The organism is Rhodobacter sp. NTK016B, from assembly GCF_017303295.1.
Lineage (GTDB): Bacteria > Pseudomonadota > Alphaproteobacteria > Rhodobacterales > Rhodobacteraceae > Pararhodobacter.
The window spans coordinates 162,620-188,012 of the sequence record NZ_JAFKOK010000005.1 but is presented as its reverse complement, the minus strand read 5'-3'; the positions used below and the strand labels follow the sequence as shown (position 1 = coordinate 188,012).

Sequence of the window (25,393 nt, the reverse complement as noted above, 5' to 3'; positions counted from 1 at the left end):
GCCGCCGTGGCGGCGTTTCCGCGTTATTCGGCGGGTGCGGCGGCGTCCTGCTCAAGCCCCACGGGCTGCCCCACGACCACGAAATGAAGCTGGTCGGGATGCGCCAGACGCTGTGCCACGCGCTGGATATCCTCAAGCGTCACTGCGCGGACAAGGTCGTTGCGGATGTTGATGTAATCCAGCGGGAAGCCCTGAAACTGCATCGACGCCAGAATCCGCGCGATCGATTCGTTGCCGTCGAAGCGCAGGGCATAGGCGCCGGTCAGATAGGTCTGGATCCGCTCCAGATCGGCCTGCGTGATGCCGCCATCGGCCAGCCACTGGAACTGCTCGCGTACCAGATCGATAGCGGCGGCGGCGTTTTCGTTGCCGGTGGACATACGCCCGACGAAACTGTCGCCGAACTGGTTCGAGGCCAGCGAGGTATAAACGCCATAGGTCAGCCCGCGCTCTTCGCGGATCTCGGACATCAGCCGCGAGGTGAAACCGCCACCGCCGAAGATCTCGTTGAGCAGATAGGCTTCCATGAAATCGTCGTCATCGGCGGGAATGCCGGGCACGCCGAACTGGATCACCGATTGCGGGCCGGGGAACGGCACCACGGTCACGCCGGGTCCAGCATCGAAAGCGCGATATTCGGGCAGCGGGCGATCGGCCTCGGGCAGCGCGCTCAGGACGCGGTCGACAATCGCGCTCAGCTCGGCGGGGGTGATGTCACCGGCAGCGCCGACATAGACCCGGTCCGAGGTGAACGCCGCGCGATGGGCGTCGAGGATGTCGTCGAGCGTAAAGGACCCCACGGTCGCGGGCGTCCCGTCCGTGGGCGTCGCATAGGGATGCCCGGCATAGCCCAGCCGCGCATAGGTCTGCTGGGCGATGGTGTTGGGGTTTTGCGCCGCGCGTTCAAGCGCGGCGATGGTCTGCGCACGGACGCGGTCGAGGCTCATCTGCCCGAATTGCGGTTCGGTCAGCGCCAGCATCGCCAGATCGATCACGTCGTCGCGGTTCTCGCTGAGCGCCTTGATCGTCAGCGACACCGAATCACGCCCGGCTTCAAAGCTGACATTCCCGGCGGTCGCCTCGAGCGCGGCAGCATAACCCTGCGCGTCGTAATCGCCCGCGCCCTCGGACAACAGCGAGGTCATCAGCGACACCGCACCGGCGCGACCGGCGGGGTCCAGCGACGCGCCGCCGGTGAAGATGATCTCGATCGAAACGAAGGGGATCGAATGCTCTTCGACCAGCCACGCGGTATGGCCTTCGGACGAGGTGACTTCCTGCAGGTCGATGGCGCCGGCCGGCATTGCCAGACCCAGCGTCAGCGCGATGGCGGACAGAAAACGTATCACTCTTCGACTCCCCTCAGCCAGCCGGTGACCGACGCATGCCGGTCGAGCCGCCGCGCGGCGGCCATGATTTCCTCGGGCGTGACCTGTTCGAGCAGGTCGAGCCATTCCTCGCTTTGTTCGACGGTGAAACCCAGCGCCAGATCGGCGCCAAGGCTTTGCGCGCGCGCCTGCGTGTCGTCGAGCTGATAGATCGCCTCGGCCCGGATCTGCATCCGCACGCGTTCGAGCTGCTCCATATCGACGCCTTCCTCAAGGAAGTTCGCCAGCACACGGTCCAGCGCGGCCTCGGCATCGTCGAGCGAGACGCCATCCACGGGCATGATGCCCAGCGTGAAGGTCCCGCTATCGAGCCCCGAGCCCGAATACCCGGCCCAGGCGCTGATCGCGATGCCCTCGTCATAGGTCAGCCGCCGCTCAAGGATCGAGGTCTGCGCACTGCCGCCCAGCAGGGCCGCAAGCACCTGATACGCCGCCGCCTGTCGCTGATCGTCGGGCGTGCGCGTCGGAGTCAGGTAGAGCCGGTGCACATAGGGCTGTGCGACGCGGGCGTCCTCCATGATGACCCGGCGTTCGGCCAGTTGCGGCGGTTCCTGCGGGCGGTGCCGCTCGGGCAGATCCTCGACCGCGGGGATGGGCCCGTAATATTCGCGCGCCAGTTCCAGAACGTCCTCGGCCTCGACATCGCCGGCAACGACGAGGATCGCGTTGTTGGGCGAGTAATGCACGCGGTAGAAATCGGTGGCGATCTCGCCGGTAAGCTGCTCCATCTCGTGGCGCCAGCCGATGATCGGACGGCCATAGGGATGGTTCTGGTACAGCGCCGCGCGCAGCTGCTCGCCGAACTGGCGGTCGGGGCTGGATTCCAGCGTCTGGCCGCGTTCGCGCAGGATCACGTCACGCTCGGGCAGCCAGTCGGAGCGGTCCAGCCGCAGGTTCACCATGCGGTCGGCCTCCATCTCCATCATCAGCGCCAGCCGGTCGGCAGCGACGCGCTGGTGATAGGCGGTGTAATCCCAGCTGGTGAAGGCGTTGTGGGTGCCGCCATTGGCCTGCACCACCCGGTCGAATTCGCCTTCTTCCAGATTGTCGGTCGCCTTGAACATCAGGTGTTCGAGGTAATGCGCGATGCCCGACTGACCGGCCGGATCGTCGGCCCCGCCGACGCGATACCAGACCATATGCACGACCACCGGCGCGCGGTGATCTTCGATCACCACGACCTGCATGCCGTTATCCAATGTGAAAAGCTGCGGGTCTTCTGCTGCAGCGGCAAGGGCGGTCACCGCCCAGGCCAACGCGGCAAGGATCAGACGCTTGGCAACGACCATAAAACACGCTCCGTCTCAGTTGCCGCGCAGAATGACGGGGCGGCCCGGACTAAGCAACGGGGTGTACGCGTTTGTGAAGCTGTCGGAGCGGACGGTGACGCAGGCGAAGTGCCCCGCGCCACCCTTATCTCACTCGGGCGGCGGCGGCGCGGCCGGGGTACGCACGCCCGCTTCGCGCCAGCGCAGCAATTCGGCCTGCGGATCGAGGATCTGATCCTCGTACGCGGCGCGGTACATGTTCGAGTTGAACACCCGCTCAAGGATCCGGCCCCGTCCGCCACGGCGCACCTGCTCGTCCTCGGCGGCAAGCGTGGCGCGAATATCGGCCGACAGGCCGTTGCGCCCGGCATATTGCACCAGCCCCGCATCGGCAGCCGGCACGCCCGAGGTCCGCTCGGCCGATACCCGACCGCCCAAGGCCTCGACCGCCGCGGCGCGGGGATCGGGATCGACCAGATTCCCGCCGCCCGGCGTGGGCGTGGGCAGCGCCTGATAATCGGGCGGCGCCTGCAACGGCTGCGTCGGCACGATCGAGAATTCGTCGGGCGAATCCTGATGCGACTGCAGGTTCATCAGGCGCGGAACCTCGCCGTCATTGGAACAGGCGCTCAGCGAAGCGAGGGCAAGGGCCGCGACGGCGGAGATGCGAAGAAACGTCATTGCGGTTCCGGTTGTCTGCGACAGGTCAGAAGTTCAGGCCTTTCTTATCCGAAGCCTCACCCTTCGTCACGGGTCGTTTTGGCGCCCGAGACAAGGATAAGCCCGAAGGCGCCGACAAATATCGCGATATCGGCCACGTTGAACGCCCATGGGTTGCGGATTCCGCAGCAGGTGACGTTCAGGAAATCCGCTACCGCCCCCCAGATCAGCCGGTCGATGGCATTGCCCAGCGCGCCGCCGATCAGGAAACCCGCCGCGATCTGCAGCCCGGTCCGCGCGCCTTCCTTTTTCACCCAGCGCCAGACCCAGACCGACACCACCACCGGCAGGATGATCAGGAACCAGCGCAGCCAGACGGAATCATCGGCGAACAGGCCAAAATTCACGCCCCGGTTCCACGCCATGGTCAGCGTCAGGTAGGGCGGCCAGAGATCGATCAGCAACTGCTCGCGCAGGTTCAGGCCGACGACGACCAGCCATTTCAGCGCCTGATCGACGGCCAGAACGAGGAACGAGGTCCAGAAGGCTGTGCGCATGGGCTCAGTGCCGGAAATGGCGCATGCCGGTAAAGACCATGGCAAGCCCGGCCTCATCCGCAGCTGCGATGACCTCGGCGTCGCGCATCGAGCCACCGGGCTGGATCACGCAAGTCGCACCGGCGGCGGCGGCTTCCATCAGCCCGTCGGGGAAGGGGAAGAACGCGTCCGACGCCACCGCCGAGCCAATCGTCAGCGGCTGGGGCAGGTTCAGCGCCTCGGCCATGCGCTCGGCCTTCTTGGCGGCGATCAGGGCCGAATCGACGCGGCTCATCTGGCCCGCGCCCACGCCCACGGTGGCGCCGTCCTTGACGTAGACGATGGCGTTCGACTTGACGTGCTTGGCGACTTTCCACGCGAACAGCAGGTCGGTCATCTGTTCAGGCGTCGGAGCCTTCTTGGTCACGACCTTGAGGTCCTCCATACCGATGAAGCCCGAATCCTTGTCCTGAACCAGCAGCCCGCCCGCGACCTGCCGGAACGTCTGACCGCCCGCGCGCACGTCGGGCAGCCCGTCGGTGGTCAGCAGGCGCAGGTTCTTCTTGGCGGCGAAGATCTCTTTCGCCTCGTCCGAGGCGCCGGGCGCGATGACCACTTCGGTGAAGATGCCGGTGATCTCCTGCGCGGTTTCGGCGTCGAGCGGCTTGTTCAGCGCCACGATCCCCCCGAAGGCCGAGGTCCGGTCGCAATCGAACGCGGCCTTGTAGGCCTCGAGCAGGGTCTTGCCGCGCGCCACGCCACAGGGATTGGCGTGCTTGATGATGGCGCAGGCGGCGCTGTCGGCGGGATCAAACTCGGCCACCAGCTCGAAAGCGGCGTCGGTGTCGTTGATGTTGTTGTAGCTCAGTTCCTTGCCCTGATGCTGCACGGCGGTGGCAACACCCTGACGACCCGAGCCATCGGTGTAGAAGGCCGCCGACTGATGCGGGTTCTCGCCATAGCGCAGCGTCTGGGCCAGCGTCCCGGCAAAAGCGCGGCGACGGGGGGCTGCAATCCCCAGCGTCTTGGCGAACCACGCGCTGACGGCGGCGTCATAGGCGGCGGTGCGGGCATAGGTATTGGCCGCGCATTCCTGCCGGAAGCGCGCGGTGGTGCCGCCCTGTTCCAGCTGATCGAGCAGCGGCGCGTAGTCTTCGGGGTCGGTGATGACCGTCACATAGGCATGGTTCTTGGCCGCTGCGCGCAGCATGGCCGGACCGCCAATGTCGATATTCTCGACGCAATCGTCGTAAACGCCGCCCTTCGCGACGGTGGCTTCGAACGGGTACAGGTTCACCACCAGCAGATCGATCGGCAGGATACCGTGTTCGTCCATCGACGCCTTGTGCCCGGCATCGTCGCGCAGCGCGAGCAGACCGCCATGCACCATCGGGTGCAGCGTCTTCACGCGGCCGTCCATCATCTCGGGGAAGCCCGTCAGCTCGGCGACGTCCCTGACCGCCAGCCCCGCCTCGCGCAGTGCCTTGGCGGTGCCGCCGGTCGAAACGAGGTCAACGCCCTTTGCGGCCAGCGCCTGACCCAGCTCGATCAGCCCGGATTTGTCGGAGACGGAAAGCAGGGCACGTTTGACGGGGACGAGATCGGTCATGGGGGAAGCTATCCTCAGTCGAGAGCAAACAGGTCCCGCGGCAGGGCCAGATCGTCGTCACGGCCGATGTCACGGATCGCCAGCGGGGTATCCTGTGCCTTTGCCAGTGTCCAGTTTATCTGGCTGCTATCGTCGAGGATCGCGGCCCGAACGACGATCTGCTGGCACGGACGCGGGGCCATACGCCCCTTTTCCAGATAGACCGAGGGCTCAAGCGACAGCCGTCCCGGTCCGTCGAAGCGGAACACCCAGATCTCGCCCGAAGGTAAAGCCGCCGAAATCGCGCTGCCGCCCAGATCGAGCGAGGCATCGACATCGGGGTGCAGATGGAACCGCAAGGCGTAAGAGATTCCACGCATTTTCGTTTTGACCAGCGCGGCCTCGAAGGTCGTCTTGTGCGCGGGTTCAAGCGCGGCCAGCGTATCCTCGCCCAGCAGCACGCGCCCGTCCTCGCCCAGCGACAGCGCGCGCACATGGGTAAGCCCGTGGGTCGCGACATAGCCGTCATGGCTGAGCAGCAGCGACGATCCGTCGCGCTCGTCGGTGCGGTGCAAGGTGACCAGCGAGGGGCCTTCGACCAAGGGCGCGCCGCCTTCCTCGGGGCGCGAGGGGCGACCGAACCGGGCCGAGGACCAGCCGTCGATCGATAACGTGGAATGCGAATTGGTCGCGCGACCCGCTTTTTCCCATTCCGGCCCGAACGGCACGCCCGATCCCGAATTGACGATCAGCGGGCGCCGGTTCGAGGTCAGCTCGAACGCCAGCATCGACGCATGCGCCCGCGTCGCGGCGGCATCGCGCGGGGGCTCGGACGCGTCCACGATGACCGAACAGCGCCCGCCTTCGAGCCGCGCATAGCCCATCGCCCGCGCCCGGTTCGGCCCGATCGGAACCGGCGCGACGGCAAGGGCATTCTCAAGCCGCCCCTCCATCCCGCGTCCGCCGCCATGAAACCGCGCCAGCCCGCCATCGGTATGGCGCAGCGTGCGCAGGCAGGGCGCGATCCGCGCCAACGCGGCATCGAGCGCATCGGGGATCGCGGCCTCGGCCTCGCTCAGCGCGGTCATCGCCCAGCTGAGCAGCGTGAAGACTTCCAGCAGGTCTTCGGGGCAGCGATTCGCCAAACCGCCATCGGCGGCGATATCCTCGCGGCAGGCGCGTTCAAGCGCGGCCAGCGCATCGGCGCGGTGGCGCTCCATCCCCTCCAGCGCGAAGGCCGCGTAGAGAAAGCCGGTGAGCGCCTCGAACCGTGGCAGACCGGGATCGGCATATTGCCAGCGCCGCGCCAGATAGGCCGTCTGCCGCCCCAAAGCGGCGAAGAACGGCGCGCGCTCGGCCTCGTCACGCGCGGCCAGCAGGAACATCGCGTGATTGAGCCAGCGCAGCACGCGACGCCCGGTCAGGTCGGGCTGCCAACCCGGTCCCTGCCCGAGGCCGAAGCGCTGGATCCAGTCGAACACCCAGCCCTGCGCTGCCAGCCGCGCCTCGCGGTCACCGGCAGCGGCAAGATGGTCGAGCCACGCCATGCCATGCAATTCCGCCGCGAATCCCTGACTGGGCGGCTCTTCGTCCCAAGGCTGCAGGGTTTCGACCATATGGCCGTGCAGCAGGAAATTCCCCGCCGCAAGCTGCCGCCCCTTGGCAAAAAAGCCCACGGTGCGGGGTTCGGGGATCGCATGGAAGCCCTTGGCCGCAGGCGCCCGGCGCATGGCACGCAGGGCAAGGCGATTGCCCCACCGGCGTTTGCGCGCTGCCCAGCCCTGCTCCATGCCATGATCCCCGTTGCGAGCGTTCTCTCAGGGCATAGCGCCCCGGCCCGCCGCTGTCATCCCGCCCGGTACAGCCGGGCCATGTAGAAACCGTCGATGCCGTCCGGATGATCGTCGGGCCGCGTGCGCCAGCCGCCCTCGCCCGTCGCCCGGCCCAGGGACAGCGCTGCCGTGTCGATCCGAAGATCCGCGTGACGCTTCAACGCGGCGGCGATCTGCGCCTCGCCCTCGTCGGGTAGCAGCGAGCAGGTGCAGTAGATCAGCCGCCCGCCCGGTTTCAAAAAGCCCAGCGCGCGGTCGATCAGCCGCGCCTGCAACTCGGTCAGCGCCGCGACATCGCCGGGTTTGCGCACGAAGGGCAGATCGGGATGGCGGCGGATCGTGCCGGTGGCCGAACAGGGCGCATCCAGCAGAACGGCATCGACCGGGGCGGGCGGCGTCCAGTCCAGCGCATCGGCGCAGACGATTTCGGCCGCCAGCCCGGTGCGGGCCAGATTGTCGCGCAGCCGTTTGAGCCGCCCGTCGCTCAGATCCAGCGCGGTGACCCGCGCGCCGGTCGCGGCCAGCTGCATCGTCTTGCCGCCGGGCGCCGCGCACAGATCGAGCACCGTCTCGCCCGGCCCGGCATCGAGCAGAAGCGCGGGCAGGGCCGCCGCCGCGTCCTGCACCCACCAATCGCCCGCCTCGAACCCCGGCAGCGCGCTGACCTGAACCCCGGCGGGCAACCGCCACGAGGCCCCGACAGGCTCGGCCCCTTCGGGCGCCGCGCGGCCCGGCTTCAGCGACAGATCCAGCGGCGCGCCCCGGTGATGCGCGGCCTCGATCGCGGCAACGGATTCGGCACCATAGACGGATTTCAACCGCCGCTTCAGCCAGCCCGGCAGCGGCTGCACCGGCAGCTCGGCCCAGCCTTCGAACGCCGCCGCCTTGCGCAGCACGGCGTTCGCCATGCTGGCCGCCTTCACCGCCGCGCGGTCGTGTTTCAGGCTCTCGACGGTCGCGTTGATGACACCGTGCGGCGCTTCGCCGATTTCCAGAAGCTCGACACAGGCCACCCGAAGCGCGGCCATCACCGGCGCCGGGGGCTCGTGACGCAGCATCGGCCCCAGCACGGCCTGCGTGCGCGCGAAGTTGCGAAGCGTGGCCAGTGCCAGCCGCTGCGCGCGGGCGCGGGCGGCGGGTTCGGCGGGCGGCAGGAACACGTCGGGCAGCATCTGGCCCTCGACAACGCCCGCGACCAGCGTAGCGGCCATCCGGCGGGGATCGGCATGTTGCGTCATCGGGTCCTCGGGGTTGCGAAGTGACAGGGGCAGGGCTACCTAGCCCTTACCCCGTTGCCCTGTGCGAGGAAAGCCGATGTCCGAAGCTGATCGCCGCGCCGATCTTCCGCCTGCCGCCCAGCGCGCGCTGGCCGAAGCCGATGAACGCCGCCGTAAGGCCGAAGCCGAGGCGACGCCAATGCCCAAAGAGCTGGGCGGGCGCAAAGGGCCGGAACCCGTGCGCTACGGCGATTGGGAAAAAAAGGGCCTCGCCATCGATTTCTGAGCGGCTGTAGGGTGCGTGCTGTGAACGCACCACCCCTTGGCGGTGTCGTCAGCGGATACGAAAACTGGCGCCGATTCCGGCGCCACGCTCGGTGACGAAACGCAGCCTGTCACCGTCGCGCAGGACAAGCTGGCAATCCGCGCCCAGATCGTCGCCGTCCCAGAACAGCGTGCGGCAGAAATACCCGTCTCGCCATTCCCATTCCCCGTATACCGGCTGCCCCAGCCCGGAGCCGGTGATCCGCCCGTCCGCGCGCACCTGCAGCCGGACGCCCAGCCGGGTCAGGTCATTGCCGAAGACAAGGCGCCGGAATTCGCTACCGTCCGTCAGCGGCTCGAACGCCAGCACGGCCGAAGGAAACACACCCAGAAACACAGCGAGAATACGGGTCATGCGCCGATAACGCGGCCCGGACACAAAGAGTTTCATCCGTTCCTAAGAAAATTTACCGCGCCGCTTTTGGCGATGTGCCAGATTGCCGCCCATGCCACGCGAAATCTCCCGATATGACGCCTTGCGCGGGCTCGCAGCGCTTTGCTGTGCGGGCTGGCGCTTTGGCTTTCCCCGCTTTTTCACGCGTCGATGCTCGATCTGTTAACGCGGGGCGGTGCCGCCGGGCATTTCCTTAAGCTTCACGACCGGTTCAATCCGACATTGCGCCCGCTCGGGCTGTTCATCAGCGACCGGGCGCTTGCGCGGCAGCTGCTGGTGGCCCTCGCCATCCTCGCCTTGCCGCTCCTGATCCGGGCTTTCGGCTATGCCCTGCCGCTGGGGGCAATGACCGTGATGCCGATCCTTGCCGCCGTCACGCGCGGCGGCGGGCTCGACGGGCTTCTGCCCGGTCTTTCCCAACTCGCCGCCGCGCAGCTCTTGCGTCAACCCGCCCTGCGACACCCCCGTCAGAGGCAAGCGGCGGCGATCAGGTTCCGCAGAAGGTAACGTAGCCCTCGGACCCGTCTGCTGCCGGGCTCTCAAGATCTTCGTATCCGTCGCGTTTGGTGAAGGGATCGGCAAATACCGTGAGCAACCGGTGCATCGGCGTCAGATCGTCGTCATTGGCGGCCGCCAGCGCGGCCTCGACCTGATGGTTGCGCGGGATGTAGAGCGGGTTCACGCGGTCCATCTCGTCGCCCGAGGCCGTGCGTTTCGACGCCCATTCCGCAAGCCAGCCCTCGAGCGCATCATCCGCGCCAAGATAGGCCCGCACCGCCCCCTTGCGGCCGCGCGCGGCCTCGCCCAGCGACCGGAAGCTGCCGGTGAAATCCGCACCCTGTCGCGCCATCATGTCAAGGAAGCCGTCGATCAGCGAATCCTCGGCCTCGGCCACGCCCAGCTTCGCGCCGAACAGACGACGCCTGTGGGCCGCATAGATCCCCTCGCCGCCCTCGATGACGACCTGCAATTCCGGCAGGGCCTCGTCAGGATTGTCGGCGATCAGCGGCAACAGCGTCTCGGCCAGCCGCGCAAGGTTCCAACGCGCCAGAAGCGGCTGGTTGCCATAGGCATAACGCCCCTGCGCGTCGATCGAGGAAAACACCGCCGCCGGATCGTAGCGGTCAAGGAAGGCGCACGGCCCGTAATCGATCGTCTCGCCCGAGACCGCCACGTTGTCGGTGTTCATCACGCCGTGCACGAAGCCCACCGCCATCCACTGCGCCACCAGCGCCATCTGCCGCTCGATCACCCGGTGCAGGAAGGAAAGATAGCGGTCGGGCTGACCCGCCAGATCGGGATCGTGGCGGGCAATGGCGTAATCGGCCAGCCGCCGCAGACGCGCGGTTTCCTGACGGGAATAGAAGAACTGGAACGTGCCCACCCGCAGATGGCTCGACGCCACCCGGGCCAGCACCGCGCCCTTTTGCGGGCCTTCGCGCCAGACGGTGTCGCCCGTTGTCGTGGCACTTAGCGCGCGGGTTGTGGGAATGCCCAGCCCGTGCATCGCCTCGCCGATCAGCACTTCGCGCAGCACCGGCCCCAGCACCGCCTTGCCGTCGCCCCCGCGCGAAAACGGCGTCTTGCCGCTGCCCTTCAGGTGAATGTCGCGCCGATGTCCCTGCCGGTCGGTCACTTCGCCCACCAGCAGCGCGCGTCCGTCGCCAAGCTGCGGCGAGAAACCGCCGAACTGATGCCCGGCATAGGCCATTGCCAGCGGCGAGGCACCCTCGGGCATCCCGGTGCCGGTCAGCATGGCCAGCCCTTCCGGCCCGCGCAGCGCCTGCGGATCAAGCCCCAGCTCAAGCGCCAGCGCCTCGTTCAGCCAGACCAAAGCGGGCTCGGGCGCCACCGCGCCCTGCCATGGCAGATACATGCCCTCAAGCTCGCGGGCATAGGAATTGTCGAAATCGATCGTCAGCATGGGCCACCTCTGCCCCAACAGATAGGCAGCGAAAGGCGCGGGAAAACCCCCTCAGCCCGCAGGCGCGACCAGCCCCACCATCGGACCCAGCGGCAGACCCCAATCCGCGCGCTGCAATTCCGGTGCGTAAAGCCGCGACACGCTGCCATCGAAATAGAGCGCGTTATTGGCGCCCAAGGCATCGCGGAAGTAGCGCGCGAAAAGATGGAAGGTCACCGGCTGATCCGAGATCACGAACCAGGCCTCCTGCCCGTCATCGCTGACACCCACGCCGTTGCGCACATACAGCGACTCCGAATCCGGCAGGAAACGCGGATGCAGCGTCCCGTCGATCACCAGCATCGGCCCCGATTGCGTGGCATAGCGGCAGGCAGGCGGCGTTTCGGCGAAAGCGCGGCTCTCGACGACCGAGAATCCGCCCTCAGCGATGCAGAAAACCCCGTTGGGCAGCAGCCCGAAATTGCCCGGCCCTTCGCGCGTGACGATTCCGGCGCGCTCTTCGCCGTCCTCGACATACAGGCCCACGGGCGCGCGGTCGGAATGGAACATGCCGGCATTCATCGCAAAGATCAGCCGGCTGCCCTGCCCTTCCAGCGCTGTCTCCAGCCGGTTGAAGGTGCCGAAGACCTCGCCCGTCTCGTCCGACAGGAACAGGCGCAGATCCTGATCGGCGCTGACCGTGCACAGGGCAAAGCTCTGGCCCTCGAACTCGGTTTCGCGGCAACACGGGTTTTCGGCCGCGTCGGCGGACTCAGGGGCCATGGCCCCCAGCACCGACACCAGCACCAGCGCCGAAAGCGCGGCCAGACCCGGCCTAGCGGCCATCGTCCCCGTCTCCGTCCCGGTCTCCGGCCCGGTCTCCGTCACTGTCGGTGGCGCCGTCCTGCGGGTCATCGCTGTTGGCGACATCGGCCTGAACGCGCGGATCGTTGAAGATCCGCCGCGCGTCGTCCATCCGGTCGAACGTGCCGTCGAGCTCGAATTTCAGATCCGGCGCGAATTTCAGACTCAGTTCGCGCGATACCTGCCGCCGCAGCTCGGCCTTGTTACGCCGCAGCGCCTTCAGCGCATCCTGCTCGCCCTGCCCGCCCAGCGGCATCACATAGGCGGTGGCGTGTTTCAGATCGGGCGAGGTCGTGACCTCGGAGACGGTGATCGAGAAGCGCGACAGCTCCGGATCGTGAACGTCGCCGCGCGCCAACACCTCGGCCAGCTTGTGACGGATGACCTCGGCCACGCGCAGCTGGCGCTGACTGGGTCCCGAACCCTGAGAGAAACGTTTTGCACACATGGCTCTGATCTAGGGCAAGACGGGTCCGGCGAAAAGCGGTTTTCCTGATCCCCGGTGCAGGTTATGCACAGCCCAACACAGGAGTTTGACATGACCGATACCGCCGGAATCGTGGTGAATGGCGTCTCGGGCCGGATGGGCCGGATGCTGCTGCAGGTGATCGCCGCCAGCGAGCGCGCGCATCTCGCCGGTGTCCTGGAACGCCCCGGCCATGCCTGGATCGGCAAGGATCTGGGCGAAATCCTGGGCGGTGCGGCCAATGGTGTCACGGTGTCGGACGATCCGGCGGCGACGCTGAAGGGCGCGCAGGCGGTGATCGACTTCACCGCGCCCGCCGCAACCGTGGCGCTGGCTCCGCAGGCCATGCAGGCGGGCTGCGCGCATGTGATCGGCACGACCGGCATGACCAAGGACGACCTTGCCCATATCGCTGAAGCCGCGCGCGACGGCGTGATCGTGCGGGCGGGGAATATGAGCCTCGGCGTGAACCTGCTGGTCGCGCTGACCAAACAGGTCGCGCAGGCGCTGGACCCCGATTACGACATCGAGGTGATCGAAGCGCATCACCGCCACAAGGTCGATGCCCCCTCGGGGACCGCGCTGATGCTGGGTCAGGCCGCCGCCGAGGGCCGGGGCGTGTCGCTGGACGAGGCCGCGGTGCGCGGTCGCGACGGCATCACCGGCCCGCGCGAACCCGGCACGATCGGCTTCTCGGCCATTCGCGGCGGCGACATCATCGGCGAGCATGACGTGATGTTCGCCGCCGATGGCGAGCGCATCATCCTGCGCCACGTCGCCTCGGACCGCTCGGTCTTCGCGCGCGGCGCGGTCAAAGCGGCGCTCTGGGCGCGGGGCAAACCCGCCGGTGAATACGACATGGCCGCCGTGCTGGGGCTCTGACCCCGCCACAAAGCGAATTCACCCCATCTTTGATCCGAAAATATCCTCGGGGGTGAATTGGCCGCAGGCCAAGAGGGGGGGGGCAGACAGCCCCCCTTCACGGCTTCAGCACAAAGCGCTCAGCCGTGCTCTTTCAGCAGGCGCCGTTTCTGGCGGTCCCAGTCGCGCTTGGCCGAAGTCTCGCGCTTGTCATGCAGCTTCTTGCCCTTGGCGATGCCGATTTTCAGCTTCGCCATCCCGCGGTCGTTGAAATACATCACCAGAGGCACCAGCGTCATGCCGTCCTTGGCGGTCGCCGCCCAGAGCCGCGCCAGTTCCTTCTTGCTGACCAGAAGCTTGCGCTTGCGCCGCTCTTCGTGGCCCCATGTCTTGGCCTGCAGATAGGGGGCGATAGCGCCGTTGATCAGCCACAGCTCGCCATCCTCGACCGAGGCATAGCTCTCGGCGATATTGGCCTGGCCTTCCCGCAGCGACTTGACCTCGGACCCCATCAAGACAAGTCCACATTCGAGATCATCCTCGATGAAGTAGTCGTACCGGGCCCGCCGGTTCTCGGCGATGACTTTGCTGTTGGGATCGTGTTTCTTCTGGGCCATCATGGCCAGATATTGTTTTGATAGCACCCTGTCCAGAGGGCGCCGGTCGGCGCCCTGCAAGACCGAAAGGAAGTTGACCGTGAAATCCATCCTTGCCCTTGGCACCGTCGCGCTGGCCCTGACCGCCTGCAACATGACCCCGATGACGCCCGCGCCCTCGTATCGGACGCCCATCGCGGCCCAGCCGCCGATGGTGGAAGAGCCGATGTCCAGCATACCCTCGTCGCCCGACATCTCCGGCACGGCGCCCGCGCAGCCGCCGCAACAGCAACTTCCCACCAGCGCTTCGGATCCCTGCGGCGCGCAAAGTCTGCAGGGTTTCGTGGGATCGGTCGCGCCACAGCCCTTCCCGGCGCCGGGTCCGGTCCGCGTCTATGCCGAGGGCGATCCGATCACGATGGATCACAACGAGAACCGCGTGAACGTCGTTGTCGATGCCGAGAACCGTCAGCGGGTGGTGTCGATCTCGTGCGGCTGAGCGGGGTTTCGCGCCGGGGCCATGGCACCGGCGCCACCTGAGAATACCGCCTGAACATTCCGCCTGAAAACGTGGGCCGGACGCGAAGCGCCCGGCCTTTTTCGTGCCCGAAGCGGATCCTGTCCGAGTGGGGGCTCGCGCAGCATCCCTATGCGCCGGTCACGCCGAAACGCTACCCCAAGAAAACGGCGATTCGAGGGCAGACGCCGCGCGTTGGCGACGCAGCCCATGGGAAAACCCCTAAAACTGCCACGATTGACGGCCCTGCCCTTGATTTCCCCCCGCACCGGCGCCACGATTTCCTTATGAACGTGCAACGCATTGTCCCGCCCAAGGCGTCCTATCCCGAACAGGTCAGCTTCGACCGTTTCGAACTTGGCGAAATCCTCTCGGTCTACGGGCGCTTCGTCGCCGCCGGTCACTGGCGCGATTACGGCATTTCGCCGTTGCGCGACCGCGCGGTCTTCAGCATCTTCCGCCGCGCCGCCGAGAATCCGATCTATCGCGTCGAAAAGATCCCCGCCTTGCGCAACAAGCAGGGGCTCTACGCGCTGTTCGGCCCAGAAGGTCAGACGCTCAAACGCGGCGCGACCCTGCGCGGGGTGCTGGCGCCGCTGGAACGCAAGCTTTTGCGCACGCTGGACTGATCGCGGCGCGCCCGATAAGCGGGGGCATGACCGAATTCGTCTATGCCCCGCCCCCCGGTGATCCGAAGATCCTGTATCTCGACGACGACCTGCTGGTTGCCGAGAAACCCTCGGGCCTGCTGACGGTGCCCGGCCGGGGCGAGGACAAGGCCGATTGCCTGATCGCGCGGCTCAGGGCGCAGCATCCGCAGGTGCTGTTGGTGCACCGGCTGGATCTGGACACGTCAGGCGTCATCGTCTTCGCGCTGACACCGCAGGCGCAGGCGCATCTGGGCAAGCAGTTCGAAGAGCGGCGCACGCAAAAGCGCTATATCGCCCTGATCGCGGGCCATCCGGACGAGAAGAAAGGCCGCGTCGACCTGCCTCTGTGCGTCGATTGGCCGAACCGCCCCCGGCAAAAGGTCGATCCGGTCGAGGGACGACCGGCGCAGACCGACTGGCGCGTGCTGAAAAGCGAAGGCGACAACAGCCGTGTGGCGCTGAAGCCAATCACCGGGCGCAGTCATCAGCTGAGGGTTCACATGCTGGCGATGGGGCACCCGATTCTGGGCGATCCGCTCTATGCCGAAGGCGCGGCGCGCGACTATCCGCGGCTCATGCTGCATGCCGAGGAATTGCGGCTGCGACAGCCGATGACCGGCGAAGCGCTGACATTCCGCTCGCCGGTTCCGTTCTGAGGTTGGTCTGAAAAAAGCCCCGGCAGCATCGCCGGGAACGGGCCGGTTCAGGCGGCCTTGGTATCCGTGGTCTCGGTCAGGATGCCAAACAGCGCATCCGATTCCTCGTTCGCGCGCAGCTTGGCGCAGACCGCGGGGTCACGCAGCGTGCGCGAGATCAGCGCCAGCGCTTTCAGATGCTCGACCCCGGCATCGACGGGGGCAAACAGGGCAAAGACCAGATCCACCGGCGCACGGTCGACCGAGCCGTAATCGAGCGGCCGGTCAAGACGCACGAACACGCCCCGGACGCGGTCGATCCCATCGATCCGTGCATGCGGCAGCGCAACGCCATGCCCGACGCCGGTCGGGCCCAGGCTTTCACGCTCTTGCAGAGCATCGACAGCAATCGATTCGTCGATCTCGTGTGCAGCGGCGGCGATTTCCGCAAGATCCTGAAACAGGCGCTTCTTGCTCTTCACGGCGTTGCAGACCCGGATCGCTCCGGGGGTCAACAGATCGGCCACTTCCATGCAGTGCTCCTGCCTACGTTCATTTTGGGCACGGCCCCCGGGTTATCCCCGGAGGCCGGACCGAAATCACTGCGGGTCAATCCACCCGATATTTCCGTCTTCACGCCGGTAGACCACGTTCAGGCCTCCGTGGCGCTCATTCCGGAACACCAGAACCGGGGCATGCTGAAGCTCCATCTGCATCACCGCCTCACCGGCCGAGAACGACGGAATACGCGCTTCCATCTCGGCGATGATCATCGGCTGCAGGGAGTCCGGCTCTTCCCCGTCCGACCCGTCGTCACCGGCGAGGATATACGAGGAAGCCCCGTTGAATTCAACCGGGCCCGTCCGCTCGCGGTGATGGTCCTTCAGACGGCGTTTGTAGCGGCGCAATTGCTTGTCCATGCGCTCCAAACACGCATCAAATGCAGCGTAGATTTCCGTCGCCTGACCCTTGGCCTGAGCGGTCAGGCCCGAGCTCAGATGCACCGTCGATTCGCAGACATACATGTGGGCATCGCGGGAAAAGACGATGTTGGCGTCGGTGGGGCGCTGGGAATACTTCTCCATCACATTCCCCAGCTCGCTGTCGACATGTGTCTGCAGCGCTTCGCCGACATCGATTTGTTTGCCGCTGATCTGGTACCGCATGGACCTCTCCTTCTTGCGGCGGGTGACCGGAAGCCGACATGACGCCCGGCCGATCCGCCTTCTCAACCTGTCGTTTCGCGGTCATTCCCTGCGCCGGTCGGCAGCCAGTCGCCGCCGCATGGCAGACGAGGGAATGTGCAGGCCTTGTCTGTATTTGGCGACAGTTCGCCGGGCGATGTCAACGCCTTGCGCGCGCAACAAACCGGCCACTCGCTCATCCGAGAGCGGTCGGCTCTCGGGTTCGGCGGCGATCATCTCGGCGACCCGGCGCTGCACGGCACGGGCCGACAGCAATCCGTCCTTGCCCGGCAGTGCAGCCGAGAAAAATGTCGAAAGCGGCCACAACCGGCCATCCACGTCGATCGCCTTGCCCGCCAGAGCGCGGCTGATGGTCGACGGATGCAGCCCCAGATCGGCGGCCAGATCCAGCCGCGTCGCAGGCGCCAGCGCGTCCAGTCCCCGCTCGAAGAACCCGGCCTGTTTTTCCAGCAACCATTCGCCGATCCGAGCCAGTGTCAGCCCCCGCTGATCTATGGCCGCCAGCATCGCCCGCGCTCGCGCCAGAAGTTCGGGCGCGAAGCCTTCGGCCTCGGCCTTGTGAACCAGCGTCTCATCCAGCCCGACGGAATGGCGGGCGGTATGCGCGGGCACGACGGCGATCCGCCCCGAATCATCGCGCGACACATGCAGATCGGCAACCAGAGGCGCGGCGCGGGCGGTTTCGCCATTGGCCAGCGGGCGCGGCGACAGCGTGCGAAGAAGGGCGGCGCGCGCCCGCGCTTCGGCCAGACCGATCCCCAAAGCCGACTGAATAGCCGGCCAGTTCAGCCGCGCGAAATCGGACAGCAGGGCCACCGTCGCCTGCGCGTCCGTCCGGGCCATGCCCTTGGCGGCAAGCTGCAGCGCAAGGCTTTCGCTGACCGAGCGCGCGCCGATCCCCACAGGCTCGCAGCTTTGCAGGACCTCAAGCGCGCGGACGAGCGGATCGGCGGACAGATCCAGCTCTGCCGCCAGCTCATCGAGATCGACCTCGAGAAACCCGTCCGCATCCAGTTCGGTGATCAGGTAAAGCGCCATCGCCCGCACCTGAGGGTTCAGTGCCTTGCGCTCGATCTGGCGGCGCAGATCGTCCTGAAACGGTGCCTCCCGCGCGGCGATCCAGTCCAGCGGGCCAAGCCCGGTGGCGGGGCCGACGGTGCTTGTCGCGTTGCGCTTGAGAAACGGATTTCGCGCGGCTTCGGCGGCAAGCGCCTCGTCAAGCTCGGCGGGGGTCATCCGCAACACGCTGAGCCGCGTGCGAAGCTCGGGGGTCAGCGCGAGACGCTGCTGTGTCCGCAGTTCCAGCCGGGAGTTCAGGGCCATAGCGGCATCCCGCAGGGCTCAGCGGAAAGTGTCACCAAGGTAGACGCGGCGTACATCGTCATTCGCCACAACCTCGTCCGGGGTGCCGCTCATCAGCACCTTTCCATCATGAAGGATATAGGCTCGGTCGACGATCTCAAGGGTTTCACGCACGTTGTGATCGGTGATCAGCACGCCGATCCCGCGCGCGGTCAGGTCCGAGACCAGCGAGCGGATGTCGCCCACGGCGATCGGATCGACCCCGGCAAAGGGTTCGTCGAGCAGAACGAAGGACGGGTTCGAGGCAAGGCAGCGCGCGATCTCGGCGCGCCGCCGCTCGCCGCCCGACAGGGCCAGAGCGGGCGATTTACGCAGCCGGGCGATGTTGAATTCGCTGAGCAATTCTTCCAGCCGGGCGGCGCGCGTCGCGCGGTCGGGGACCGAGATTTCAAGAATCGCGGCGATATTGTCCTCGACCGAGAGGCCCCGGAAGATCGACATTTCCTGCGGCAGATAGCCGATGCCGAGCCGCGCGCGGCGATACATCGGCCAGCCCGAGACATCGCGCCCGTCGATCGACACCCGGCCCCCGTCCGACGGAACAAGCCCGGCCACGCAATAGAAACACGTGGTCTTGCCCGAGCCGTTCGGACCCAGAAGCGCCACGACCTCGCCCCGGCGAAGATCCAGATCGATCCCCTTCAGGATCGGCCGTCGCTTGTAGCTTTTCTTCAGGTCGCGGATCTGCAATCCGGCAGCCGCGTCGGGACCGTCATCCATGGCGGGGTCATTCCATCCGGATGACGGTACGCACGCGACCGATCATGCGTCCGGTTCCGGCCCTCAGATCGGCGACGAAACGTTCGCCCGACAGCATGTTCGGCCCCTGCACCAGCAGCACATCGCCCTGCATTTCCAGCGATTGGGCATCCAGCGAATAGGTCGCCATGCGCGCTTCGAGCGCCTCGTTCGGGGTGGTCATCGTTACTCCGCCCGAAGCGATCAGCCGCGAGATCCGCTGCGTGCCGCTTTGCGCGCCGGTGGAATATTCCAGCCGGATCGCCCCGGCGGCGATGCGCATTTCGCCCTGCACCGCCATCACGTTGCCGGTGAACTCGGTCGAACCGCTGGTCTGATCGACGCTGAGCTGATCGGCCGTGACCTCGATCTCGGCCCCGGACAGGCGCAGGGATTCCCCGAACGTGATCTGCACCCCGTCCTGGGCCAGCGCCGTACCGGCACCCCCCGTCGCAGCGAGCGAAAGCGCTACGAGAAACGCATGGATCAGGCGAAGATGACGACGCGGCATGAAAGCCCCCTCAGTTTTCTGGCTGATAGTTCAACCGCACCCCGCCCCCGAAAACAAGCACATAACCCGTGCCGTCCCCGGAATCGCCGCGCAACTCCATACGTCCGGCGGTGATCGTGCCCGCCGGAGCGGTGCCCGAAACCTCGGACGGGGCGCGGATCAGCGTGGTGTCCAGAAGCCCGCTCAGCCTTTGGGTCTGCAAGGTGTAACCCGGCGTGACGCTCAGCTCCAGCCCGCCGCGCATGACGAAGGTGCCGTTGCCGCGATCGATGACGCCGGCCTCGGCCTGAGCCTCCATCCGCTCGCCATCGGCGCCCTCGATCAACAGCGACAGGCCCGTCACCTCGAAGCGGACGGTCGCATCCTGATCGGTGCGCGCGGTCTCGGCGCGGATGGTCAGCGCGGCGCCATCATCGGTCACCCCAGCGAAATGCGCACCCGACAGACGGGGATCGCGCGCGCGCTCTTCGACATCAATCTCGGCGTTGGAAATCGCTTCGGTCGGGTCGACGGTGCGCGCCAGCATGAAGACCAGCGACAGCAGGATCAGCGCGGCAAGCGGCAGCACGACCTTCAGGATGCTGACCAGCTTGCTGTAGCGCGCAGGAGCTTTGCTGTCGGGATCCGTTATCGCCATATCAATGCGAGAAAATGTCGATATCCGGCCAACCGGCAAGGTCAAGCTTCGCGCGGGTCGGCAAGAAATCGAAACAGGCCTGCGCCACCTCGCTGCGGCCTTCGCGCGCCAGCATCCCTTCGAGCACCGCTTTCAGGCGGTGCAGATGCAGCACGTCCGAGGCGGCATAGTCGCGCTGCGCCTGCGTGATCTCGGGCGCGCCCCAATCCGAGGATTGCTGCATCTTCGAGATATCGACGCCCACCAGTTCCGACAGCAGGTTCTTCAGCCCGTGCCGGTCGGTATAGGTGCGCACCAGTCTCGAGGCGATCTTGGTGCACCAGACGGGCGCGGCCAGCACGCCGAAGCGGTGATACATCACCGCGATGTCGAAGCGCCCGTAATGGAACAGCTTGATCACGTTCGGATCCGCCAGCAGCCGCTTGAGGTTCGGCGCATCGTCCTGATCCTGGGTGATCTGCACCAGATGCGCATTGCCGCCGCCGCCGGAAAGCTGGATCAGGCACAGCCGGTCGCGATGCGGATTGAGCCCCATGGTTTCGCAGTCGATGGCGACAACCGGACCCAGATCCAGATCATCGGGAAGGTCCTGGGAATAGAGATGCGTCGCCATGCTCAAGCTTTCGATACCGCGGAAACTGGCGCTTGGCTTAGACCTGACGGCCCCGCACGTCAATTGTGGCCCCCAAAACGCAGCGGGGCGCCCCATGGACGCCCCGGTATGGTAATCGCGCAACTTCGCGATTTCAGCCCATGCGATCCGAGGCATAGGCCCCCGGCGAGGCCGGGAAGACGACGGTCTTGTTGCCGTTCTGGAACACGCGATGTTGAGCATGCGCATGCACCGCGCGCGCCAGAACCTGCGCTTCGACATCGCGCCCGAGCGACACGTAATCGCTGGCCGATTGTGCGTGGGTAATGCGCACGATGTCCTGTTCGATGATCGGCCCTTCGTCCAGATCGGCGGTGACGTAATGCGCCGTGGCGCCGATCAGCTTTACCCCGCGCTGGAACGCCTGCTTATAGGGGTTCGCGCCCTTGAAGGACGGCAGGAACGAGTGGTGGATGTTGATGATCCGCCCCGACATCTTGGTGCACAGCGCATCCGACAGCACCTGCATGTAGCGCGCTAGCACGATCAGTTCCGCGCCCGAGTTCTCGACAACTTCGAGCAGACGCGCCTCGGCCTCGGGCTTGTTCTGCTTGGTGACGTTGATGTGGTAGAACGGCAGATCGTGGTTCACCACGACCTTCTGATAGGTCAGGTGGTTCGACACCACGCCGACGATCTCGACCGGCAGCGCGCCGATGCGCCAGCGATAGAGCAGGTCGTTCAGGCAATGGCCGAAATTCGACACCATCAGCAGAACCTTCATCCGCTTGGCGGTGTCGTTGATGCCCCATTCCATGCCGAACCGCTCGGCGACCGGCGCGAAGCCTGCGCGCAGCGTCTCGGGGTCCGCGCCGGTTTCGGCGACGAAGGTGATGCGCGTGAAGAAGCAGGCGGTTTCCTGATCGTCGAATTGCGCGGCATCGGTGATGTTGCATCCGTTCTCGGCCAGAAAGCCCGAGATCGCGGCGACAATGCCGCGCTGCGTATCGCAGCGGACCGTGAGGACGTAAGAGGTCATCGAAAAAGTTCCTTATTCGGGCGTCTCGCTGGAAGTCTAGCCGATACTGCGGCGCAGCATACGCCCCTGCAGGTACGCCCGCGACGCAAATCGCGATACCAGCGACGCCGAAACGCAGCACCGGGACGCGGATGGTGAACTTTTTCCCTGCCTGCCGGCGCCCTGCCCGGAAAACGGCGCGGGCGCGGCTGGTGCGGCAGCGCGGCGCCCGCGCACGTCTTGGTTGACGAGCGACCGGGACGCGCCAGATTCCAAGCTGTCAAACCCGGAGACCCTGAAAAGATGAGCGCCCAGGATGTCGACGCCAGCGGCCTGCAAAGCATGGCCGAGGTCGTCGAAGACATACGCAACGCCGCCAAAGGCGATGACAAGACGACGCTGGGCGAGGTCCTGCGGGCGCTCGAACACGCGTCCTTCGTGCCGGTGCTTCTGGCCCCGGCGCTGATCGTGGTGACGCCGCTCTCGGGCATCCCGTTCTTTTCCAGCTTCTGCGGGCTGGTGATCGCGCTGGTGGCCGGGCAGATGTTCTTCGGTCGCTCGTCGCTATGGATTCCGCGCTTTCTGGATCAGCGCACGATCCCGTCCAAACGCCTGCGCGACGCCACCGACAGCCTGCGCAAGCCCGCGCGCTGGATCGACAAGCGCACCAAGGCGCGGCTGCAATTCCTTGTCTCGCCGCCCTTCGACCGGATCACGCATTTCTTGTGCATGCTCTGCGGTCTGGTGATGCCGATGCTCGAACTCGTGCCGTTCTCGTCCTCGATCCTCGGGGCAGCGGTGACGATGATGGCGCTGACCCTGTTGCTGCGCGACGGGCTCTTCGCGCTGATCGGCTTCGGCTTTATCGGCGTGGTGATCGGGCTGGTCGTCTACCTGCTGTGAGCGAGGTCAGCTTCCCGGCTGCCACATATCGGCCGAGATCAGCCAGCCGCCATCGACCCTGACAAGATACAGAAGCGACCGGCCCTGCACCTGTTGCGGCGCCTGCCCCGGCGGGGCGATGGTCGCGCGCCACAGCATGACCAACGCGGCCCTGTCGCTGCCGGTCTCGCTGCGTTGGCGCGTGACGGTCAGGCTGTCATAGCCATTGGCGAAGTTGCGCGCCCAGATCTCGCGGACCTGATCGCGGCCCGACAGGATCGGACCGTTGAACAGAAAGACCGCAGCGTCAGGGGCATAAAGCGCGGCGACGGCATCGGCATCGCGCGCGGCGACTGCCTCGGTCATGGCCGCCACCGCGTCGCGGGGCGTGGCGACTTGCGCGAAAAGGGGCGCGGCGGACAGGATGGCACTCGTAAGGGTGACGGTAAGGATTTTGAGAAAAGACATGCGGGGCCTCCGGGCAATGCCACGCGGGTGTACCAACGCGGCGCCGGGGCGGCTTCACCAATTCGGACTAAGGCCATCCATTCGGTGATCTTTGTTCTGTCGCACGCGGGCTGCACAACGCCCCCGTGAAAACATTTCGACGCGCGCCAGAGCTGGCGCGCGTCGTGAGCGATCGGCTTGGATATGCCGTCGGAAGATCAGGCTGCTCAACGCGTGACGTTGAACGGACGGTTGCCGGCATCGGCGCTGTAGTCGTTGACGGTCAGCACGTCGCTGGCGTTCAGGCCCGTCGCTTGCAGTTCGCGCGACGAATAGACGTCACCGGCGCGGACTTCGACTTGTTTGCGCGGGCCGACTTCGACGATGTCCGAGGCTTCGAGGCCAGCGGCAACCAGTTCGCGCGTGGTGTAGACGTCGCCGGCGCGGAATTCGATCTGGCCGTTGCTGGTGACTTCAGCGGCGTTCGAAGCGTTGCGGTTGGTCACGCCATTGGCGGCGAGGTCCGACGCGTTGGCGGCAACGGCGCCCAGAGCAACGAAAGCAACGGTGGCGGAGATAGCAAAGCGGTTCATTTTCAGTCTCTCTTTCAGGTCTGTCTGTGTGTGTTTTGGATGATCGTTTCCGGTCATGAACGGGAGGTAGGGTCGCCCCCGGCTGTCATCAATCCGTCGCATATCTTCCAAAATGAGCCGCCAAATGTGCAGCCCTGCACACAAAACAATCACCCGATAACCTTGATATGAGAAACGCACAGAATTACCGCGATTTCGCGGATTTAAATTGACGTCGCGCCCATAAGGGCCGGACGGCCTTCGCGGCCCCAAACCGTCCGCCGCCATCCCCCGGCGATGCCGGTTTCTCGACACCCGGGAGGCCCCCGAACGGGGCCGAAAATCCGGCTCTCGGGGCCGGTATGACAAGAGCGCAAATCGGGTATGTCGCGCCTTGACCATGAAGAAGGCCCGGCAGAAGCTGCCGGGCCGTTCATTTGTCGATTGTGACGGGTGTCAGAGGCTGGCGTCCAGCGCCGCGATGATCGCGTCGCCCATCTCGGCGGTCGAAACCGGGGTGCCGCCATCCGGGCCCATCAGGTCGGCCGTGCGCAGACCGTCGGCGAGGACTTTCTCGACCGCTTTTTCCAGACGGTCGGCCTCGGTCAGTTCGCTGAAGGAATAACGCAGCGCCATGGCGAAGGAGAGGATGCAGGCGATCGGGTTCGCCTTGCCCTGACCCGCGATATCGGGGGCCGAGCCATGCACCGGCTCATACAGCGCTTTCGGGCGGCCATTGGCCATCGGCGCCCCGAGCGAGGCCGAGGGCAGCATCCCCAGCGAACCGGTCAGCATCGCCGCGAGATCCGAGAGCAGGTCGCCGAACAGGTTGTCGGTGACGATCACGTCGAACTGCTTGGGCCAGCGGGTCAGCTGCATGGCGCCCGCATCGGCATACATATGCGACAGCTCGACATCGGGGTATTCGGCGTCGTGGATTTCCTGCACGACGTCGCGCCACAGGATGCCCGATTCCATCACGTTGGCCTTCTCCATCGAGCAGACCTTATTGCCGCGCTTGCGGGCCAGCTCGAACGCCGAGCGGGCGACGCGCGCGATTTCGGATTCCGTGTAGCGCTGGGTATTGATGCCGACGCGCTCGTTGCCTTCCTTGTGGATGCCGCGCGGCTCGCCGAAATAGACGCCCGAGGTCAGCTCGCGCACGATCATGATGTCGAGACCGGCCACCACGTCCTTCTTCAGCGAGCTGAAATCGGCCAAAGCGTCAAAGCACTGGGCCGGGCGCAGGTTGGAATAGAGATCCATCTCTTTGCGCAGACGCAGCAGGCCGCGTTCGGGCTTCACGCTGAAATCCAGCGTGTCGTATTTCGGACCGCCCACGGCGCCCAGAAGAACCGCGTCCACTTCCTGCGCCTTGGCCATCGTCGCGTCGGTCAGCGGGGTGCCATGCGCGTCATAGGCGCAGCCGCCCACCAGATCCTCGCTCACGTCAAAGCTGAGGCCGCGCTTGTCGCCGTACCAGGTGATGATCTTCTTCACCTCGCCCATGACTTCGGGGCCGATGCCGTCGCCGGCGAGGATCAGGATGGAAGGATTGGCCACGGCGGGACTCCTTGAATTACGGATGCGTGAGCGGCCTAGCCTGCCTGTGCCGTGTGGTCAAGATTTCCACACGCCGGGTCTCTCCGCGACAGCACCGTTCAACAGCGGATGAGGCCCGTTTTCGGTCTGCGCCGAACGCCGGTGCCGTGTTACCCTCGTCCCCGTGC

At 66.1% G+C, this 25,393-nt stretch carries 30 protein-coding genes; 7 read left to right on the top strand and 23 right to left on the bottom strand.

The features are described from left to right. Positions 1 to 23: 23 nt before the first annotated feature. The 7 genes from JI664_RS08580 to JI664_RS08550 form a co-directional block, all read right to left on the bottom strand. Complete coding sequence (locus JI664_RS08580; protein ID WP_207013297.1) at positions 24 to 1,349, bottom strand: M16 family metallopeptidase; 1,326 nt, start codon at positions 1,347 to 1,349, stop codon at positions 24 to 26. Then, positions 1,346 to 2,677 (bottom strand): M16 family metallopeptidase, encoded by a 1,332-nt coding sequence (locus JI664_RS08575; RefSeq protein WP_207013296.1) that lies wholly within the window; start codon positions 2,675 to 2,677, stop codon positions 1,346 to 1,348. Before JI664_RS08575 ends, JI664_RS08580 begins: the two co-directional genes overlap by 4 nt. A gap of 129 nt (positions 2,678 to 2,806) precedes the next feature. Beyond that, positions 2,807 to 3,337, bottom strand: a complete 531-nt coding sequence (locus tag JI664_RS08570) for a DUF3035 domain-containing protein (RefSeq protein WP_207013295.1) — start codon at positions 3,335 to 3,337, stop codon at positions 2,807 to 2,809. 56 nt (positions 3,338 to 3,393) lie between these two features. Continuing rightward, positions 3,394 to 3,873, bottom strand: coding sequence for a signal peptidase II (gene lspA, locus JI664_RS08565; RefSeq protein WP_207013294.1), 480 nt, complete (start codon positions 3,871 to 3,873; stop codon positions 3,394 to 3,396). A gap of 4 nt (positions 3,874 to 3,877) precedes the next feature. Beyond that, on the bottom strand, positions 3,878 to 5,461 hold the full coding sequence (gene purH, locus JI664_RS08560; protein WP_207013293.1) for a bifunctional phosphoribosylaminoimidazolecarboxamide formyltransferase/IMP cyclohydrolase: 1,584 nt from the start codon (positions 5,459 to 5,461) through the stop codon (positions 3,878 to 3,880). Between the two features lie 14 nt (positions 5,462 to 5,475). Continuing rightward, complete coding sequence (locus JI664_RS08555) at positions 5,476 to 7,230, bottom strand: heparinase II/III family protein (RefSeq protein ID WP_207013292.1); 1,755 nt, start codon at positions 7,228 to 7,230, stop codon at positions 5,476 to 5,478. A gap of 56 nt (positions 7,231 to 7,286) precedes the next feature. Next, complete coding sequence (locus tag JI664_RS08550; protein ID WP_207013291.1) at positions 7,287 to 8,510, bottom strand: RsmB/NOP family class I SAM-dependent RNA methyltransferase; 1,224 nt, start codon at positions 8,508 to 8,510, stop codon at positions 7,287 to 7,289. Positions 8,511 to 8,586: 76 nt separating this feature from the next. Between JI664_RS08550 and JI664_RS08545 the strand changes: the two genes are divergently transcribed. Beyond that, positions 8,587 to 8,775 (top strand): DUF1674 domain-containing protein, encoded by a 189-nt coding sequence (locus JI664_RS08545; protein ID WP_207013290.1) that lies wholly within the window; start codon positions 8,587 to 8,589, stop codon positions 8,773 to 8,775. A 48-nt stretch (positions 8,776 to 8,823) separates the two neighbouring features. Here JI664_RS08545 and JI664_RS08540 read toward each other — a convergent pair whose 3' ends face one another. Then, on the bottom strand, positions 8,824 to 9,168 hold the full coding sequence (locus JI664_RS08540) for a dihydrodipicolinate reductase (protein WP_207013289.1): 345 nt from the start codon (positions 9,166 to 9,168) through the stop codon (positions 8,824 to 8,826). Between the two features lie 189 nt (positions 9,169 to 9,357). Between JI664_RS08540 and JI664_RS08535 the strand changes: the two genes are divergently transcribed. Then, positions 9,358 to 9,714 (top strand): hypothetical protein, encoded by a 357-nt coding sequence (locus tag JI664_RS08535; protein ID WP_207013288.1) that lies wholly within the window; start codon positions 9,358 to 9,360, stop codon positions 9,712 to 9,714. Here the strand turns inward: JI664_RS08535 and JI664_RS08530 are convergent. Genes JI664_RS08530 through rbfA form a run of 3 tightly spaced genes read right to left on the bottom strand, consistent with a single transcriptional unit; the run spans position 9,695 to position 12,422 of the window. Further along, a complete protein-coding gene (locus JI664_RS08530) occupies positions 9,695 to 11,128 on the bottom strand; it encodes a protein adenylyltransferase SelO (RefSeq protein WP_207013382.1) in 1,434 nt (477 codons plus the stop codon). The genes JI664_RS08535 and JI664_RS08530 overlap by 20 nt on opposite strands. A gap of 54 nt (positions 11,129 to 11,182) precedes the next feature. Beyond that, entirely contained in the window at positions 11,183 to 11,956 is a 774-nt protein-coding gene (locus tag JI664_RS08525) for a phosphodiester glycosidase family protein (RefSeq protein ID WP_207013287.1), read from the bottom strand. Next, positions 11,946 to 12,422 (bottom strand): 30S ribosome-binding factor RbfA, encoded by a 477-nt coding sequence (gene rbfA, locus JI664_RS08520; protein ID WP_207013286.1) that lies wholly within the window; start codon positions 12,420 to 12,422, stop codon positions 11,946 to 11,948. The genes JI664_RS08525 and rbfA overlap by 11 nt, the downstream gene beginning before the upstream one ends. A gap of 90 nt (positions 12,423 to 12,512) precedes the next feature. Between rbfA and dapB the strand changes: the two genes are divergently transcribed. Further along, positions 12,513 to 13,322, top strand: coding sequence for a 4-hydroxy-tetrahydrodipicolinate reductase (gene dapB, locus JI664_RS08515; RefSeq protein WP_207013285.1), 810 nt, complete (start codon positions 12,513 to 12,515; stop codon positions 13,320 to 13,322). Between the two features lie 119 nt (positions 13,323 to 13,441). Here the strand turns inward: dapB and smpB are convergent, their stop codons facing one another. Further along, complete coding sequence (gene smpB / locus JI664_RS08510; protein WP_207013381.1) at positions 13,442 to 13,918, bottom strand: SsrA-binding protein SmpB; 477 nt, start codon at positions 13,916 to 13,918, stop codon at positions 13,442 to 13,444. A 79-nt stretch (positions 13,919 to 13,997) separates the two neighbouring features. On the opposite strand from smpB, the gene JI664_RS08505 reads away from it, so the two are divergent. The 3 genes from JI664_RS08505 (at position 13,998) to JI664_RS08495 (ending at position 15,720) form a co-directional block, all read left to right on the top strand. Further along, complete coding sequence (locus JI664_RS08505) at positions 13,998 to 14,396, top strand: I78 family peptidase inhibitor (protein WP_207013284.1); 399 nt, start codon at positions 13,998 to 14,000, stop codon at positions 14,394 to 14,396. 305 nt (positions 14,397 to 14,701) lie between these two features. Next, the gene (locus tag JI664_RS08500; protein WP_207013283.1) at positions 14,702 to 15,043 is read left to right on the top strand and encodes a DUF2794 domain-containing protein; all 342 of its coding nucleotides are present in this window, start codon (positions 14,702 to 14,704) and stop codon (positions 15,041 to 15,043) included. A gap of 26 nt (positions 15,044 to 15,069) precedes the next feature. Next, complete coding sequence (locus JI664_RS08495) at positions 15,070 to 15,720, top strand: RluA family pseudouridine synthase (RefSeq protein ID WP_207013282.1); 651 nt, start codon at positions 15,070 to 15,072, stop codon at positions 15,718 to 15,720. A 47-nt stretch (positions 15,721 to 15,767) separates the two neighbouring features. Here the strand turns inward: JI664_RS08495 and JI664_RS08490 are convergent, their stop codons facing one another. The 8 genes from JI664_RS08490 to purU form a co-directional block, all read right to left on the bottom strand. Next, positions 15,768 to 16,232, bottom strand: coding sequence for a PTS sugar transporter subunit IIA (locus JI664_RS08490; protein WP_207013281.1), 465 nt, complete (start codon positions 16,230 to 16,232; stop codon positions 15,768 to 15,770). A 66-nt stretch (positions 16,233 to 16,298) separates the two neighbouring features. Beyond that, positions 16,299 to 16,865: a ribosome hibernation-promoting factor, HPF/YfiA family gene (gene hpf / locus JI664_RS08485; protein WP_207013280.1), complete on the bottom strand. Its 567-nt coding sequence runs from the start codon at positions 16,863 to 16,865 to the stop codon at positions 16,299 to 16,301. A gap of 81 nt (positions 16,866 to 16,946) precedes the next feature. Then, the gene (locus tag JI664_RS08480) at positions 16,947 to 18,227 is read right to left on the bottom strand and encodes a hypothetical protein (protein WP_207013279.1); all 1,281 of its coding nucleotides are present in this window, start codon (positions 18,225 to 18,227) and stop codon (positions 16,947 to 16,949) included. A gap of 18 nt (positions 18,228 to 18,245) precedes the next feature. After that, positions 18,246 to 18,986, bottom strand: a complete 741-nt coding sequence (lptB, locus tag JI664_RS08475) for an LPS export ABC transporter ATP-binding protein (RefSeq protein ID WP_207013278.1) — start codon at positions 18,984 to 18,986, stop codon at positions 18,246 to 18,248. Between the two features lie 7 nt (positions 18,987 to 18,993). After that, positions 18,994 to 19,515: an LptA/OstA family protein gene (locus JI664_RS08470; protein ID WP_207013277.1), complete on the bottom strand. Its 522-nt coding sequence runs from the start codon at positions 19,513 to 19,515 to the stop codon at positions 18,994 to 18,996. Between the two features lie 10 nt (positions 19,516 to 19,525). Further along, a complete protein-coding gene (lptC, locus tag JI664_RS08465) occupies positions 19,526 to 20,152 on the bottom strand; it encodes an LPS export ABC transporter periplasmic protein LptC (protein WP_207013276.1) in 627 nt (208 codons plus the stop codon). A gap of 1 nt (position 20,153) precedes the next feature. Next, positions 20,154 to 20,765, bottom strand: a complete 612-nt coding sequence (locus JI664_RS08460) for a ribonuclease D (RefSeq protein ID WP_207013275.1) — start codon at positions 20,763 to 20,765, stop codon at positions 20,154 to 20,156. A gap of 133 nt (positions 20,766 to 20,898) precedes the next feature. Continuing rightward, a complete protein-coding gene (gene purU / locus JI664_RS08455; RefSeq protein ID WP_207013274.1) occupies positions 20,899 to 21,783 on the bottom strand; it encodes a formyltetrahydrofolate deformylase in 885 nt (294 codons plus the stop codon). A 282-nt stretch (positions 21,784 to 22,065) separates the two neighbouring features. On the opposite strand from purU, the gene JI664_RS08450 reads away from it, so the two are divergent. Next, entirely contained in the window at positions 22,066 to 22,665 is a 600-nt protein-coding gene (locus JI664_RS08450; protein WP_207013273.1) for an exopolysaccharide biosynthesis protein, read from the top strand. A 6-nt stretch (positions 22,666 to 22,671) separates the two neighbouring features. On the opposite strand, the gene JI664_RS08445 is transcribed toward JI664_RS08450, so the two are convergent. From JI664_RS08445 to leuB, 3 genes are all read right to left on the bottom strand, one after another. Further along, on the bottom strand, positions 22,672 to 23,112 hold the full coding sequence (locus tag JI664_RS08445) for a YybH family protein (RefSeq protein ID WP_207013272.1): 441 nt from the start codon (positions 23,110 to 23,112) through the stop codon (positions 22,672 to 22,674). 206 nt (positions 23,113 to 23,318) lie between these two features. Further along, the gene (locus JI664_RS08440; protein WP_207013271.1) at positions 23,319 to 23,684 is read right to left on the bottom strand and encodes a hypothetical protein; all 366 of its coding nucleotides are present in this window, start codon (positions 23,682 to 23,684) and stop codon (positions 23,319 to 23,321) included. A gap of 435 nt (positions 23,685 to 24,119) precedes the next feature. Further along, positions 24,120 to 25,226: a 3-isopropylmalate dehydrogenase gene (gene leuB / locus JI664_RS08435; protein ID WP_207013270.1), complete on the bottom strand. Its 1,107-nt coding sequence runs from the start codon at positions 25,224 to 25,226 to the stop codon at positions 24,120 to 24,122. Between the last annotated feature and the right edge of the window lie 167 nt (positions 25,227 to 25,393).

Bases quoted from the DNA above. Each gene is read 5' to 3' on its own strand.
- JI664_RS08575 (WP_207013296.1), bottom strand. From the start codon at position 2,677: ATGGTCGTTGCCAAGCGTCTGATCCTTGCCGCGTTGGCCTGGGCGGTG.
- JI664_RS08570 (WP_207013295.1), bottom strand. From the start codon at position 3,337: ATGACGTTTCTTCGCATCTCCGCCGTCGCGGCCCTTGCCCTCGCTTCG.
- lspA (WP_207013294.1), bottom strand. From the start codon at position 3,873: ATGCGCACAGCCTTCTGGACCTCGTTCCTCGTTCTGGCCGTCGATCAG.
- purH (WP_207013293.1), bottom strand. From the start codon at position 5,461: ATGACCGATCTCGTCCCCGTCAAACGTGCCCTGCTTTCCGTCTCCGAC.
- JI664_RS08555 (WP_207013292.1), bottom strand. From the start codon at position 7,230: ATGGAGCAGGGCTGGGCAGCGCGCAAACGCCGGTGGGGCAATCGCCTT.
- JI664_RS08550 (WP_207013291.1), bottom strand. From the start codon at position 8,510: ATGACGCAACATGCCGATCCCCGCCGGATGGCCGCTACGCTGGTCGCG.
- JI664_RS08545 (WP_207013290.1), top strand. From the start codon at position 8,587: ATGTCCGAAGCTGATCGCCGCGCCGATCTTCCGCCTGCCGCCCAGCGC.
- JI664_RS08540 (WP_207013289.1), bottom strand. From the start codon at position 9,168: ATGACCCGTATTCTCGCTGTGTTTCTGGGTGTGTTTCCTTCGGCCGTG.
- JI664_RS08535 (WP_207013288.1), top strand. From the start codon at position 9,358: ATGCTCGATCTGTTAACGCGGGGCGGTGCCGCCGGGCATTTCCTTAAG.
- JI664_RS08525 (WP_207013287.1), bottom strand. From the start codon at position 11,956: ATGGCCGCTAGGCCGGGTCTGGCCGCGCTTTCGGCGCTGGTGCTGGTG.
- rbfA (WP_207013286.1), bottom strand. From the start codon at position 12,422: ATGTGTGCAAAACGTTTCTCTCAGGGTTCGGGACCCAGTCAGCGCCAG.
- dapB (WP_207013285.1), top strand. From the start codon at position 12,513: ATGACCGATACCGCCGGAATCGTGGTGAATGGCGTCTCGGGCCGGATG.
- smpB (WP_207013381.1), bottom strand. From the start codon at position 13,918: ATGGCCCAGAAGAAACACGATCCCAACAGCAAAGTCATCGCCGAGAAC.
- JI664_RS08500 (WP_207013283.1), top strand. From the start codon at position 14,702: ATGAACGTGCAACGCATTGTCCCGCCCAAGGCGTCCTATCCCGAACAG.
- JI664_RS08495 (WP_207013282.1), top strand. From the start codon at position 15,070: ATGACCGAATTCGTCTATGCCCCGCCCCCCGGTGATCCGAAGATCCTG.
- JI664_RS08490 (WP_207013281.1), bottom strand. From the start codon at position 16,232: ATGGAAGTGGCCGATCTGTTGACCCCCGGAGCGATCCGGGTCTGCAAC.
- hpf (WP_207013280.1), bottom strand. From the start codon at position 16,865: ATGCGGTACCAGATCAGCGGCAAACAAATCGATGTCGGCGAAGCGCTG.
- JI664_RS08480 (WP_207013279.1), bottom strand. From the start codon at position 18,227: ATGGCCCTGAACTCCCGGCTGGAACTGCGGACACAGCAGCGTCTCGCG.
- lptB (WP_207013278.1), bottom strand. From the start codon at position 18,986: ATGGATGACGGTCCCGACGCGGCTGCCGGATTGCAGATCCGCGACCTG.
- JI664_RS08470 (WP_207013277.1), bottom strand. From the start codon at position 19,515: ATGCCGCGTCGTCATCTTCGCCTGATCCATGCGTTTCTCGTAGCGCTT.
- lptC (WP_207013276.1), bottom strand. From the start codon at position 20,152: ATGGCGATAACGGATCCCGACAGCAAAGCTCCTGCGCGCTACAGCAAG.
- JI664_RS08460 (WP_207013275.1), bottom strand. From the start codon at position 20,765: ATGGCGACGCATCTCTATTCCCAGGACCTTCCCGATGATCTGGATCTG.
- purU (WP_207013274.1), bottom strand. From the start codon at position 21,783: ATGACCTCTTACGTCCTCACGGTCCGCTGCGATACGCAGCGCGGCATT.
- JI664_RS08450 (WP_207013273.1), top strand. From the start codon at position 22,066: ATGAGCGCCCAGGATGTCGACGCCAGCGGCCTGCAAAGCATGGCCGAG.
- JI664_RS08445 (WP_207013272.1), bottom strand. From the start codon at position 23,112: ATGTCTTTTCTCAAAATCCTTACCGTCACCCTTACGAGTGCCATCCTG.
- JI664_RS08440 (WP_207013271.1), bottom strand. From the start codon at position 23,684: ATGAACCGCTTTGCTATCTCCGCCACCGTTGCTTTCGTTGCTCTGGGC.